Origin of the sequence: Candidatus Gorgyraea atricola, from assembly GCA_030765235.1 — a bacterium.
Lineage (GTDB): Bacteria > Omnitrophota > Gorgyraeia > Gorgyraeales > Gorgyraeaceae > Gorgyraea > Gorgyraea atricola.
This window is the reverse complement of sequence record JAVCCW010000018.1, coordinates 74,186-88,780: the sequence shown is the minus strand read 5'-3', so window position 1 is coordinate 88,780 and position 14,595 is coordinate 74,186. Positions and strand designations below refer to the sequence as shown.

General features: G+C 43.3%; 11 protein-coding genes. All 11 read left to right on the top strand.

Features of this window, described 5'->3' with window-relative positions:
• Positions 1 to 124 precede the first annotated feature (124 nt).
• Positions 125 to 991, top strand: coding sequence for a methylenetetrahydrofolate reductase (locus P9L93_03665; GenBank protein ID MDP8230182.1), 867 nt, complete (start codon positions 125 to 127; stop codon positions 989 to 991).
• Positions 992 to 1,000: 9 nt separating this feature from the next.
• Positions 1,001 to 2,917, top strand: coding sequence for an anaerobic carbon-monoxide dehydrogenase catalytic subunit (gene cooS, locus P9L93_03660; protein MDP8230181.1), 1,917 nt, complete (start codon positions 1,001 to 1,003; stop codon positions 2,915 to 2,917).
• Between the two features lie 4 nt (positions 2,918 to 2,921).
• Positions 2,922 to 3,443 carry a 4Fe-4S dicluster domain-containing protein gene (locus P9L93_03655; protein MDP8230180.1) on the top strand — a complete coding sequence of 174 codons (522 nt, stop codon included), beginning with the start codon at positions 2,922 to 2,924 and terminating at the stop codon, positions 3,441 to 3,443.
• The gene (locus P9L93_03650) at positions 3,431 to 4,720 is read left to right on the top strand and encodes an FAD-dependent oxidoreductase (GenBank protein ID MDP8230179.1); all 1,290 of its coding nucleotides are present in this window, start codon (positions 3,431 to 3,433) and stop codon (positions 4,718 to 4,720) included. The genes P9L93_03655 and P9L93_03650 overlap by 13 nt, the downstream gene beginning before the upstream one ends.
• A 12-nt stretch (positions 4,721 to 4,732) precedes the next feature.
• Positions 4,733 to 6,910 (top strand): acetyl-CoA decarbonylase/synthase complex subunit alpha/beta, encoded by a 2,178-nt coding sequence (gene acsB / locus P9L93_03645; protein ID MDP8230178.1) that lies wholly within the window; start codon positions 4,733 to 4,735, stop codon positions 6,908 to 6,910.
• Positions 6,911 to 7,041: 131 nt separating this feature from the next.
• The gene (acsC, locus tag P9L93_03640; protein MDP8230177.1) at positions 7,042 to 8,379 is read left to right on the top strand and encodes an acetyl-CoA decarbonylase/synthase complex subunit gamma; all 1,338 of its coding nucleotides are present in this window, start codon (positions 7,042 to 7,044) and stop codon (positions 8,377 to 8,379) included.
• 120 nt (positions 8,380 to 8,499) lie between these two features.
• The gene (pgsA, locus tag P9L93_03635; GenBank protein ID MDP8230176.1) at positions 8,500 to 9,054 is read left to right on the top strand and encodes a CDP-diacylglycerol--glycerol-3-phosphate 3-phosphatidyltransferase; all 555 of its coding nucleotides are present in this window, start codon (positions 8,500 to 8,502) and stop codon (positions 9,052 to 9,054) included.
• Complete coding sequence (gene plsY / locus P9L93_03630) at positions 9,051 to 9,671, top strand: glycerol-3-phosphate 1-O-acyltransferase PlsY (GenBank protein MDP8230175.1); 621 nt, start codon at positions 9,051 to 9,053, stop codon at positions 9,669 to 9,671. The genes pgsA and plsY overlap by 4 nt, the downstream gene beginning before the upstream one ends.
• Positions 9,672 to 9,757: 86 nt before the next feature.
• On the top strand, positions 9,758 to 11,815 hold the full coding sequence (locus P9L93_03625) for a helicase C-terminal domain-containing protein (GenBank protein MDP8230174.1): 2,058 nt from the start codon (positions 9,758 to 9,760) through the stop codon (positions 11,813 to 11,815).
• A gap of 82 nt (positions 11,816 to 11,897) precedes the next feature.
• Complete coding sequence (locus tag P9L93_03620) at positions 11,898 to 13,358, top strand: hypothetical protein (GenBank protein MDP8230173.1); 1,461 nt, start codon at positions 11,898 to 11,900, stop codon at positions 13,356 to 13,358.
• A 22-nt stretch (positions 13,359 to 13,380) separates the two neighbouring features.
• Positions 13,381 to 14,559, top strand: coding sequence for a hypothetical protein (locus P9L93_03615; GenBank protein MDP8230172.1), 1,179 nt, complete (start codon positions 13,381 to 13,383; stop codon positions 14,557 to 14,559).
• The last annotated feature ends 36 nt before the right edge of the window (positions 14,560 to 14,595 follow it).

Here is a 14,595-nt window from a genome sequence, read left to right as displayed (position 1 = left end):
GTGTGGGTGGGTTATGGGTTGTGGGTCGAGTTGTGAGTTGTGGGTAGTGAGTTAGCGCCTCACAACCCACCCCCACAACCCGACTCATAACACATAACTCACCCTCACAACCAAAAGGAGCAACATGTCTTTATGCGAAAGAATCAAGACAGAGAAGTTCATAATTACCTCTGAGATAGGGCCACCTAAGGGTACGGATATTGAAGAGGTGTTAAAAGACGCAGAGCTTATTAAAGGTAAAGTGGATGCGATAAATGTCACTGATCTACAGAGCTCAGTGATGCGCGTGGGGTCTTTGGCTATATGCAAGCTTTTGATCGAGCAAGGCTTAGAGCCAGTATTTCAGATGACATGTAGGGATAGGAACCGGCTTGCTCTTCAGTCTGATCTTCTCTCAGCAGCGGTCCTGGGCATAGAGAATGTGTTGGCGCTAACAGGTGATCATCCTGCATTAGGTGATCATCCTGATGCAAAGCCTGTGTTTGACATGGATTCAGTGCAGCTTTTAGATGCGATCAGGACGCTCGAGTCAGGAAAAGACATGGCAGGAAAGGAATTAAAGGGCGCTCCAAAATTCTGCACAGGCGCGGTTGTGAATCCAGGCGCAGATCCTATAGAGCCAGAAGTTATAAAGATGGAGAAGAAGATCGAAGCTGGCGCGCAGTTTTTCCAGACCCAGGCGATTTACGATATAGAACTGTTCAAGAAATTTTTAGACGCGTCAAAGCATTTAAAAACCACGATTATTGCAGGCATTGTGCTTTTAAAATCAGCAGGCATGGCAAAATTCATGAATAAAAATGTGAGCGGCGTGTTTGTGCCTGACGATCTCATTCAGGAGATGGACAAGGCGCAGGATAGAAGCGCTAAATCAATAGAGATAGCAGCACGGCTAATAAAAGAACTAAAACCCATGTGCCATGGTATTCACATCATGCCTATTGGCTGGGATAAGAAAGTACCTTTAGTATTGGATGCAGCTGGATTATAAGGAGGCAAGATGACGAAGTATTCAGAGAGGTCTGCAGATAAAGCGTCTCAACATATTCTAAAACAGGCAGAGAAAGATTCAGTACAGCTTGCGTGGGACAGGCTGGAGGCGATGCAGCCGCAATGCGGCTTTGGCGAGCTGGGCGTGTGTTGCACGAATTGCAGGATGGGTCCGTGCAGAATAGACCCGTTTGGCGAAGGCGCGCAGGTCGGCGTATGCGGCGCTAATGCTGACACAATAGTTGCAAGAAACCTGCTCAACCACATAGCAGTTGGCGCAGCAGCGCATTCAGACCATGGCAGGGATGTGGCCCATACGCTAGCCCTTGTTGGCGAAGGAAAAACGCACGATTATGGCATTTCAGACAAAATAAAACTCATAGAGATTGCCAGGATATACGAGATCTCTGTAGATGGAAAGTCAGATATCGAAATAGCCAAAGAGATTGCTGAAAAGGCGCTTTCTGAATTTGGGCAGCAGCATGGCGAGCTGAAATTTGTTTCAAGGGCGCCCAAGAAAAGGGTGGAGCTGTGGAGAAAGTTGGGCATTATGCCTCGGGGAATAGACAGAGAAATAGTCGAATCACTGCACAGAGTTCACATGGGTGTGGACAATGATTATAAAAACATAATCACACATGGCATGCGGTGTTCATTGGGCGACGGCTGGGGCGGCTCAATGATAGCTACTGAGTTACAGGACATAATGCTAGGCAGCCCCCAACCCATAAGGAGCAAGGTAAATCTTGGGGTCTTAAAAGAGGATGAGGTCAATGTTGTAGTACATGGCCATGAGCCTACGCTTTCAGAAATGGCTGTTAAGGCGTGCAAAGATCCAGAATTATTGGAACTGGCAAAAAAACAAGGCGCAAAAGGAATCAATCTAGTGGGTATGTGCTGCACTGCCAATGAAATACTGATGCGCCACGGTGTACACACTGCCGGGAATTTTCTCCAGCAGGAGTTAGCGATCCTTACAGGGTCGGTAGAAGTCATGATGGTGGATGTACAGTGTATTATGCCTGCATTGACAGACCTGGCGCAGTGTTTTCATACAGAGATCGTCACTACCTCGCCTAAGTTGAAATTTCCAGGAGTAACTCACATTGAATTCAAGGAAGAAAAGGCCTACGAGGTAGCAAAAAGCATAATAAAGCGAGCAGTCGACAATTATAAAAAGCGAGATAAGAATAGAGTGAATATCCCAAAAGAGATAATGGACTTAGTGGCTGGGTTTACAGCAGAACAGGTTAAGCAGATATTGGGCGGCCGTTTTAGGAGCACTTACAGGCCATTAAACGATGCAATAATATCTGGAAGGATTCGCGGCATAGGAGGAGTGGTTGGATGCAATAATCCAAAGATAAAACATGATTGGGCCCATATCGAAATGGTTAAGGAGTTGATCAAAAACGACGTCATAGTATTGCAGACTGGCTGCTCAGCTATCGCATGCGCAAAGGCAGGCCTTATGACGCCCGAAGCAGCAATGGAAATGGCAGGCCCTGGCCTAAGAGAGGTCTGCGAGGCAGTGGGTATTCCTCCTGTTCTTCACGTGGGCTCTTGCGTGGATAATTCGCGTATCCTGATAGCTGCAGCCGAAGTTGTAAAGGAAGGTGGGCTGGGCGAAGATATTTCTGATCTGCCTGCAGCAGGCGCTGCGCCTGAATGGATGAGCCAGAAGGCCATATCCATAGGTATGTATTTTGTTGCTTCAGGTGTTTTTACAATTTTTGGAGGTGCTCAACCTGTATTAGGAAGTAAAAATGTCACTAATTATATATGCAATGAGATTGAAGAAGTCGTTGGTGGTAAATTCGCTTTTGAGGAGGATCCCATAAAGGCAGCGCATATGATGATAGAGCACATAGATAGAAAACGCAAGGCATTAAAGTTGAAACCCAGGATGTACGCTACTGCGGCATAAGGTTATGAAAAAAATATATTGTGATATTAAAAAATGCATAGGCTGCAGGGCATGCGAGATTGCATGCGCAGTGGAGCATTCTAAATCCAAAAAGCTTGATGAGGCAATAAAAGAAAGGCCGCTGCCAATAAAAAGGCGCAAGGCTGAATCAATCGAGGGAGACGTGCCCCGTTCCAAATTTCCTAAAATTACAGAAGCTGGCAATTTGGAATGGGGTATAGTTATTTCAACAGGCTGTCATCACTGCGAGGACGCGCCGTGCGTAGCAGCGTGCATGTCTAGTGCGATGTATAAAGACAAGAAGACCGGTCAGACAAAACATGATGAAGAAAAATGCGTGGGCTGCTGGATGTGCATAATGAGCTGTCCATTTGGCGCACTTTCAAGGCAGAAACAAGATAAGATCATTGTAAAGTGCGACCTTTGTCCTGATAGGGATATACCCGCATGCGTAGAGGCATGCCAGACAGCCGCGTTATTCTTAGGCACAGAAAAGGAGTTTAAGAAAAAATTATGCAATACGTGATCATTGGCTCCAGCGCTGCTGGCATAAACGCGATAGAGGCCATTCGCTCAAAGGATAAAAAATCCAAGATAGTAGTTTTATCTGACGAAAAAACACCTCTTTACTCCAGATGCCTGATCTCATATTTTCTGGCAGGGACTATTGACGAGAAAAAAATATGGTACCGGTCTGAAAATTTCTTCAAGGAAAACAAGGTCGATACCGTTTTAGGGGTCAGGGCAGAAAAAATAGACACTGACAAAAAAGAGATCACTCTCGCGAACAAAGAAAAGATAAAATTCGACAAGCTTCTTATTGCAACAGGCGCGTCCGCAAAGATGGAAAGCGTAAAAGGCGTTGACAAAAAAGGTGTATTTCCTTTAAGGACTATAGAGCATGCCTTGGAAATGCAATCCATGCTGGGCAGGGTCAAGCAGGTCGCAGTACTGGGTGGCGGTCTTGTGGGTCTGCGAGCTGCATACGCGCTTAAGAATAGAGGTAAAGAGGTCACAGTATTTGTGCGGTCGCCTCAGATCCTTTCCCAAATAATAGACAAAGGTTCTGCTGACATAATGCAGGCACATATAGAAGAAAAAGGCATAAAGATCAAGACTGGAAGCGCTGCAACCGAGATCAAAGGAAGCGATTCTGTTAAAAATTTGATCATCGACAATAGATCTGAATATCCCTGCGAGCTGGTTATTATAGGTAAAGGGGTCAGCCCAAATATAGCTATAGCAAAAGACGCGGGAATAAAGACAAACTGGGGGATATTAGCGGACGGATTTTTAAAGACGGATAACAAAGATATCTTTGCAGCCGGTGATGTTGCTGAGGCGCATGACATTGCTCTAGAAGAGAACTCGATAAACGCGATCTGGCCAGCTGCCTGCGAACAAGGCAGGATCGCTGGTTTAAATATGACAGGTGAGAAAGAATCTTATGAAGGTTCTCTTGCCATGAATTCTTTGGAGTTTTTTGGCCTGCCTGTGATCTCAATAGGGATCACAAAGCCCAAGAAAGATATATACGAAGAACTGATAAAAAAAGACGAGAATAGAAAGATCTACAAGAAAATAGTTTTGCGTAACGGCATTATTGTAGGCGCCATAACGCTAAACGCAGTTGAAACAATCGGTATCCTGGGTACCTTGATCAAGAATAAAGTAGATGTAAGCGCAATAAAAGATACGATCCTCGAAGACCATTTTAATTATGGCAAGATAGTCAATATTGTAAAGAACTCAAAGCAGGGCTTTAAGCAAAAGGAATTCAAAGAAACAACAATGACATTATAATCAGGAGGAGATATGTCGAAGATCATTGCATCGGCTGCTATTAGAGGCGCGCAGAAAATTTATAAAGAAGCAGAAGATTTTCTATTAAAGGCTATAAAAGAGAAGGGCGAGTCATGTGAGGTCAAGTTTCCAGAGACAGCTTTTTATTTTCCTATGGCATACGCGCTGCTTGGAAAAGAAGTGCAGACCTTGAGCGGCGCCAAAGAGGTCCTGGATTTTTCAAAGACACTGCTTCACGATGAGCCCACGCAGAAGATATGGCTGCCATATTTAGGAGATACTCTGGATTCAGGTATAGCTGCGTTACTATGCGAAGAGATCATAATGGCATTGCGCTACCTGTATAATCAGGAACCGCAAAAGGACTGCAATGGATTTTTCTCAGATACGATCCTGCGTACGCTTGGCATTCAGCTTGTGGATGGCAGGATGCCTGGATTTGCAGCGATCTTAGGCGCTGCGCCAGACAATAAGACAGCTGTTTATATTGTACGCGAGCTACAAAAACGCAGCATAATGACCTTTGTCGGCAGCAATGTCAACGGTAGGAGTATAATCGACCAGTTACTAGAAGAAAAAGTAGAAATGGGCTGGGATACCTATATAGTGCCTTACGGCAGAGATACCCTGAGCGCCATATATCCTTTAAACTGGGCTATTCGCGGCGCGCTTACATTTGGCGGCCACAGAAAAGGCGAGGCACTGAAATGCCTAAAATATTGTAAAGACAGAGTATTTGCGTTTGGAATGGTCTTGGATGAGTTGGATGATGTAAAATACGCAACAGGCGCAGGCGCCATAAACATGGGTTTTCCAATAATAGCTGATACAAATATACCTGAGATCAGGCCAACAGGTATCTGCACATACGAACATGTGATAAGAGAATTGGATCATAAAAAAATAGTACCCGCGGCCATTGAACTTCGAGGCATAAAACTAAAGGTCTCAGAGATCCCCATACCAGTTTCTTATTCTCCGGCATTCGAGGGCGAGAGAGTTCGGCGCGAGCAGATGTATGCGCAGTTCGGCGGAAAATACTCCGATGCATTCGAGTTTGTCAAAATGGTAGATGCGGCTAAAGTAGAGGATGGGAAGATCGAGGTCATTGGACCAGAAATCGATGATATCAAAGAAGGCAAGGCCATACCTCTTGGTATTGTTGTCGAGGTAGCAGGCAGAAAGATGCAAAAGGATTTTGAGCCAATACTCGAGAGACAGATACATAGTTTCTTGAACGAGGCCATGGGTATTTTTCATATGGGCCAGAGAGACATGTGCTGGATAAGGATCTCGAAAGATGCCAAAAACAAAGGCCTTAAGCTAAAACATTTTGGCGTGATTCTGCATGCAAGGTTTCATGATGTGTTTAGCGCAATAGCTGATAAAGTACAGGTCACCGTATATACAAAGCAGGAAGATATTGAAAAAAATATAGAAGGGGCACAAAAGGCCTATGATGAAAGGGATGCGCGTGTCGCTGGCATGACAGATGAGAGCGTAGATCTATTCTGGACATGTACGCTTTGTCAGAGTTTTGCGCCAAATCATGTATGCATAATAAAGCCTGAGAGGCTGGGCCTTTGCGGCGCTTATAACTGGTTGGACGCAAAGGCATCTAATGAGCTGAATCCTGCAGGGCCAAATCAACCTATTAAAAAAGGCCAGTGTCTTGACCCTGTTAAAGGTGAGTGGACAGGTGTAAATGAAGCTGTTGCGCAAAAATCTAATCGCAGCCTGGATAGATTCTGCGGTTATTCTATCATGGATTCGCCAGAGACAAGCTGCGGGTGCTTTGAATGTATAATCGCGATATTGCCTGAGGCAAATGGTTTTATGGTGGTAAATAGAGAATACGCAGGCCCGACGCCAGCTGGTATGGGATTTTCTACATTGGCGGGAACTATAGGCGGAGGCCAGCAAACACCTGGTTTCATGGGTGTTGGAAGACTGTACATTGCCAGCAAGAAATTCATTTCAGCGGAAGGCGGGCTCAAAAGAGTCGTATGGATGCCTAAGGAATTAAAAGAGGTTCTATCTGATAAATTAAAAAAGAGATGCGAAGAGTTGGGTGATCCAGATTTTATAAATAAAATAGCTGACGAGACCGTTGCTACAGACATGGAAAAGTTATTGCCGCATCTGGAAAAGGTCGGTCATCCGGCACTAACAATGGAAGCGGTAATGTGAGAATCGCGGAACTTACGCGGAAGCTAAAGTAGACAAAACAGTCACTGACTGTTTTGTCTACTTTAGACGCGGAACTACGCCCCGTTCCAAAATCAGAGATTTTGGAACGGGGCACGCGGAAGGAGAGATTAATGGCTTTATCGGGTTTAGATATATATAAGTTGCTACCAAAAACAAACTGCAAGAAATGTGGTTCGCCTACTTGTCTTGCTTTTGCAATGAAGCTGGCTATGAAAAAGGCGTCACTGGATGATTGTCCTGATGTGACAGAGGAAGCAAAAGCTGCGCTTGATGCTGCGTCAAAGCCGCCTATTGCAACTATATCGCTGGGTTCTGGAGATGCTAAGGTTGAAACAGGCGGCGAGACAGTGCTTTTCAGGCACGAGAAGACCTTTTATCACCAAACTCCCATAGCAATCAGTGTCGAAGATACGCTATCTGACTCAGATCTCTTGCAAAGAGTCAAGGCTATAGAAGAAATGGGCTTTGAGCGAATTGGCCAGCATATTGTTATTGATATGATAGCCCTGGTCAATAAAAGCGCTTCTCCTGAAAAATTTGCAAACGCCCTGGATAAAATAATCGCGAATTCAAAAAAGCCCCTGGTCCTGGCAAGCGATGATCCAAAGACAATAGAACAGGCCCTGAAAAAATGCGCTGACAGAAAACCCCTTATATACGCCGCGACCAGCGCGAATTTAAAAGACATGTGTCAGATCGCAAAGACCCACAAAGCAGCGCTTACATTAAAAGCAAAGGGATTGGAAGAGCTTGACAAACTTTCCCAGGAAGCAGCATCATTAGGAGTGCAGGAGTTAATGCTTGACCCAGACTCTGATATATTAAATCAAACCTTGAATGATTTTACGCACATCAGAAGGTTGAGCCTGAAGAAAAGCCACAGGGTCTTTGGTTACCCTCTAGTAAGAGTTATAAAACAAAGCGATAAATATAAATTAGTACAAGAGGCATGTACGCTGATAGCAAAATACGCGGGCTTAATAGTGCTTGATTCTCTGGATAAAGAGGTGTTGCTTCCTATTATTACGCTTCGCCAAAATATCTACACTGACCCGCAAAAGCCGGTTACAGTCGAACCGAAACTCTATGCCTTTGGTCAGGTCAATGAAAATTCACCTGTCATGGTGACGACCAATTTTTCGCTTACCTTTTATACTGTTTCGCCTGAGATCGAGGCAAGTAAGATCCCGTCTTATTTACTTGTGACAGATTCAGAGGGTATGAGCGTATTGACAGCATGGGCAGCTGAGAAATTCACGCCTGAGGTGATAGCCGAGACAATGAAAAAATTCGAGACTGAAAAAGCAGTCTCGCATAAAAATATTATCATCCCGGGATATGCCTCTATCTTGAGCGGAAAACTCGAAGACGCGTCAGGCTGGAAGGTGCTGGTGGGACCAAAAGAGGCCTCAGGCATACCAAAATATCTTAAGGAGCTATGTCAGTAAAATCCCAAATCCCAATAATACCAATACTACCAAATAAATCCCAATTTCTAAATCCCAAACATGCTTTGGGATTTTGGATTTATTTGGGATTTGGTAGTATTTGAATTTGGGATTTATCTTATGAATCTTGCCAATAAAATAACTATATTCCGCATTCTCATAATCCCATTTTTTATAGCCAGTGTCTTGTATTATGGCGATGCCATGCCGCATCTGAGATTTGTGGCGCTCGCTATATTCGCTCTCGCAGCCTTTTCAGACGCCATTGATGGTGGTATTGCGCGAAGCCGCGGCCAAATTACAGAATTAGGCATAATACTTGATCCCATAGCTGATAAACTATTGATCGCGAGCGCTTTTATATCATTGTCCATAGTCAAAAGTATACCGCAGGATTTTCGCATACCTGCTTGGGCAGTGCTTGTGGTATTGACTCGCGACATAATCATTGTCATAGGTTCTATGATCATGTATTTCTTAAAAGGCGAGATCAAGATAAAGCCCAGCTGGCTTGGAAAGATAACTACCTTTTTTCAGATGATAGCGATATTGGCGATCCTCATAACATTTAAATACAATAAATTTTTTATCTATCCCGCAGTATTTTTTACAATCCTTTCCGGAATAGACTATATCTGGCGCGGCTCAAAAGAACTCGAAGGCGCAAAACTGTGATTATATTGTTAGTCGGACTCATAGCTAGTTATCTTATTGGTTCAATTCCCACAGCCTACATATTTGGACGTTTATTTAAAGGTGTGGACATAAGGGAATATGGAAGCGGCAATGTAGGCGCGACAAATGTCTTTAGAGTAGTTGGGAAAGTGCCTGGCTTTATCGCGCTTGCGCTGGATATCTTTAAGGGATTTTTGTGCGCGACATACATCGCCAGTTTTTTCATGCATCTTGCGCCAGTAGCGCGGCCTGAACTATACAGGATCTTAGCAGGTTTAGCCGCGATAGCTGGCCATAGCTGGACAATATTTTTGAGATTTAAAGGGGGCAAAGGCGTTGCAACAAGCGCGGGTGTCGTAGTCGGTCTGATACCAAAGATATTCTGGCTTGGTTTTCTGGTGTGGGGCATTGCTTTTTCTTTAACAGGTTTTGTATCTGCGGCATCCATTATAGCGTCCATATCAATACCCATATTCGCGCTCGTATTCGGAGAAGCAACCGAGATAGTGATTTTCACGAGCCTCTTATGTCTCCTGATCACCTATAAACACCGTCCAAACATATCCCGCCTGATAAAAGGGGAAGAAAAACGTATATCCTTATTTAAGAAACGCTAAAGCAGACCTGGCAAGGCTGGACCTCGGCTTTTAAAAAAGCCGAGGTCCAGCCTTGCCAGGTCTGACAGAGGAGGGGCTGAAGCGACATGAGAGATGTGTTTGGGCAAGATGGACCTATTGCGAGGGCTCTCGAGAGCTATGAGGAGCGGCCTGAGCAGATAGAGATGGCAGGCGCTATTGCTGATGCTATACTGCGCTCGCAGACACTCGTTGTCGAGGCAGGCACAGGCGTTGGCAAGAGCTTTGCGTATCTTGTGCCAGTCGCAAGGCACGTACTTGCAACAGACTCCACAGCTATAATCTCCACAAATACAATAAGCCTGCAGGAACAAATCATCCACAAAGACATACCATTTCTTGAAAAGGCCTTGGGCATGGAGTTTAAGGCCGCGCTTGTTAAAGGCCGCAGGAATTATCTTTGCCTGCGCAGGCTTCGCAGGTCAGACCTGAAACAAAAAGACCTGTTTAATGACGAGTACGAGATGAAGCACTTTGCAAAGATAGCGGCATGGTCATACAGGACAGAGGATGGGTCGCTATATGACTTGGACGAGAAGCCAGATCCTAAGGTGTGGGACATGGTCTCAGCTAATACAGAAAACTGTCTTGGCAAAAAATGCCCTCACCACAAACAATGTTTTTTTCAAAAAGCAAGAGAGCGGATGCGCGATGCCCGCATCCTGATCGTAAACCACCATCTATTTTTTTCGAACATGGCTATTGAAGACGAAGAAAAGGCCATACTTCCTCAGAGCGAAGTCCTGGTGTTTGACGAGGCCCATTCCATTGAAGGCGTGGCAACAGAGCATCTTGGCGCGAGTGTCAGTAGCTCTGGCATAAAGTATCTAATGGATCTTTTATTCAATGCCAGGAAGCAAAAAGGATTTCTTCTTACTGTAGGTAATCAGGACTCTATGGAGTGGATAGAGATTATTAGAAAGCGCTCAGACGCGTTTTTTAAAGATGTAAAAGAGTATTTCGAGGCAAGAAAATTAAACGGCGAATCAGATTCACTCAGGATAAGAAAACCAAATTTTGTGGCTAATGAAATTTCCCTGCCGCTTTCCAAGTTAGTAGAGTCGCTCATAGATGCTAAGCGCAATGCAAGGAATAAAGAGGATGAGATTGAGATAAGCGCATTTATTAAAAAGATAAATGATTTAAATACCTCCTTGGATATTATCCTGAGCCAGGACTTGGAGAACTATGCGTGCCCCGTTCGAAAAGAAGCTGATTTAGACAATAAGGCCTTTTCGAATGGGGTTTACTGGCTAGAGTGTTCAAAGAAGAAGATCTCGATTAATGCAGCACCTATAGATGTAGGCGCTATATTAAAGGAAAGGCTTCTCTCAAGCCCCATACCTATAATCTTAACAAGCGCAACCCTTTCTGTAGGAAATGGCGTTGCGCCTTTTAGCTATCTTAAAAAGAGACTAGGCATAAGCGAGTCCAAAGACCTTAAACTTGGCTCATCTTTTGATTACAAGAACCAGGTCCGTATGTACATTGCCAAAAACATGCCTTTGCCTAGTAGGATCACAGAATATTCCGAGGCCTTAGCAGATAGGATTAAGAGATTCCTTGATCTTACCAATGGCAATGCCTTTGTCTTGTTTACAAGCTATTCGCTTATGAACATAGTGCATGAAGAGCTGATAGATTATTTAGATGAAAAGGGCTTTAATGTCCTGAAACAGGGCGCAGGCCTTGGTAGGAGCAAGATGCTTTCAAGATTCAAGGAAGAAAGAGGTTCAGTGCTCTTTGGCGTGGACAGCTTCTGGCAGGGCATAGATGTGCAGGGCAAGGCACTTTCAAATGTAATCATAACAAAGCTGCCTTTTTCAGTGCCTGACCACCCAGTAATAGAGGCAAGGACAGAGGAGATACAGAGAAGAGGAGGTGACGCGTTCCTGGAATACAATCTGCCTGAAGCAGTGCTTAAATTCAAACAGGGCTTTGGCCGGCTCATAAGGAGCAAGCAGGATACAGGCATAATAGCCATACTTGACAGCCGCATCATCAATAAATCCTATGGCCAAGCGTTTTTAAAGTCTATTCCTGAGTGTGAGGTAATAATAGAAGATGCCATTCACGCGTATGCCCCGTACCCGAGCGAAGCGAGTGGTACGGGGAAAAATAATTAAAAAAATGTTTGACAGAATTCGATCAAGATGATATAATTATATTGATTATAAAAGCTTTAAGAAAAGGTACAGGAGGCTATAAATGAAGAATACCGGAAAAATAGCTCTTATTTTTTTGCTCCTTTTTGTAAACGCTATCGTAATGTCTTGCCCTAGTTATGCTGCAAGCATCTGGGATAAGCGCAAAGGCGCTACAGGAAAGACAACCCAGGCCCCAGAACCAGTTGAAGAAACAACAGAAGCACTTGAAGAGCTCGAAGAACTCCCCTTTGAAGACCTATTAACTGACGCACTCGACCCGGAAGACATATTTATCCCTGACCAATACGGAAGCATAATCGAGACCCACAAAGGCACTAATGGCAAGCTGATTATCCATGTCCAGGATGCACATGCAAACTACGAGGGCCAGATTAATGCTGCAAAAATCCTTGAGTCTCTTATAGAAGATGTAAACCTTAACGTAATATTGCCAGAGGGTCAATTTGATGAAAGAGGTTATAAATATTTACGAGATAGACTGCCTTTAGAAGAAAGAATAGAGGTTGCAGATCGCCTTGTAAAAAATGGATATTTTACTTGTATAAACTACCTGGATTTAGCCACTGACTATCAAACAAAGGTATTAGCCTTGGAGGATGAAGCCCTGTACGATACGCATGCTGATGCATTATGGAAGATAGATGAATTTAAAGACTTAGCTAGTGAATATGTCAGTAAATTAATTACTGTCTCTGATGTTATAAAGCCAAAGATCTACAATGAAGGTCTTGTAGCCCTGGACAGCAAAAAGAAAGAATATGATGCAGAAACAATAGATCTTCTGGCATACTATGAATTCCTTTATAATCAGGCTGAAGAGAACGAGATACCTCTATACACATTCCCGAATTTTCAGAACCTCATAAAAGCTAGTGAATTAGAAAAGAAGATCGACCTTGTAAAAGTACGTGATGGTAGTGCCTCAGCTGAAGAAATGAATATGTATAATGAATATATAGAAGCCACAAGGGACCTGAATGTTAATGAGCTATTTAAAGAAGAGCCTTTGCTCGAGGATGTCTTGCAGGATACATTAGCTGAAACCTATGATCAGAAAAAGCTCATAAGGGTTTCTAATGCTTTAGCAATAATGAAAAATCTCCTGAGGATAAAAGTTGTGCCTGAGGAATATAAATATTTCACAGAAAATAAGAAAGATTTTGACCCTAAATTCTGGTCTAATTTCTTAAAGGAAAAATCTCAGGAGCTAAACCTTTCTTTAACCATACCTGAAAATTACTTTATAATCAGCGATAACCTTTCGAATCTAGAGGAGTTTTATGGCATAGCATTTAAAAGAGACAAGATCTTTGTAAAAATGACAGAAGAACACTTAAAGAACGAAGGTGTAGATCTAGCAGCACTTGTAGCAGGTGGTTTTCATACGCCAACTCTAACTAAGTTACTAGCTGATAAAGGCTATTCATATATTGTAATAAGTCCAAAGGTTACCACAGAAACAGATGATGAACACTACCGATGGACCTTAAAGATGGAATAGGCAAATAAAAAAGGAGGGGAATATGTTTAGAAAAATATTTACAATTTCAGCTATTTTAATGCTGGTAAGCACCTTTCTAATAGCTGATTCAGGGTATGCATTAAAGAAGAAAAGCGTAACAGATGATGGAATAGAAATAGTTGACGGAGAGACTAAAAAATCTGCTCTTGCTGGAATCGATACCTTGATCGAAGAAGCTGAGTTTCTGCAAGGACAGACATTTACAACAGATAAATTTAGACAAATGAGACGTGAGTATGGTCGAAGAAAAACCGGTAATAAGAAATGGGACATCGGCAATACTATGCTGACCAATGAATTAAACGACATGATAATGTTGGGTTTAATTGAACGCACCAGCACAGGTAACTATAAAATTCTTCAACCCATGAATAAGAATCAAATGAAGGCTATTGACGCGGCGTTCGGGACACAGATAAAACCTTTGACTAGAAAAGATGGCTCGAGAGAGGCGAATATAGGCCTTAATTCATTTGATTTAATAGGTAGAACCAGTGATGAAGAAAAGACTCAGATGAAGCGGATAGTTAGCAATGTTTCAGTTGTCGAGGAGGTACTGAAAAACACCAACAGACTGGATCTGCTGAAAAATCCACTAGCTCTTGAAGCTATATTTGCTTTTAAGAGCGGAAGTATAGTGCGAACAAAGGCAGAAGACATATTAAAATCCGCTAATGTTGATATCGGCAGCATCTTTGATGATTTATCCGACACGTCAAGGGTAGTCACTGCAGCGAAACCTCAGCCAGCAGGCTCAGAGCTTGCAAAACTCGGAGAAACGGCACAAGATAGCGGCGTACCTGCCGTAACCAAGCCTATCTTAAAGGAGAGATTCAATCAATTCTCAAACACTCGAGTAATAACTATAACAGAAGCAGGTCTAATAGGCCTGCCTGCATCAGCAAGACAAAAAATAAAAGACAAGGTAATAAACGAGGGTTATGCTCTTGCAATAGCTACTAATGATGAGGAACTTTTTGAGGAAGGTAAAGCTGAAGCCCTTATTAAAGAAAAACTTTCTGGGCTCGAAAAGTCAATTAATACTAAGGTGTTCTTTAGTCTTATAAAAGATGCGAAGACATGGAGTGACCTTGAGAAGGTTATTCAAAAAGGCGTGGAGTTGGGCGTATTAGACGAATCACAGGCTATTGCAATAAGGAATGCGTTGGAAAAAGGCTAATCTAACCAGGTTAGATTTTAGCAGATTACAATCCCG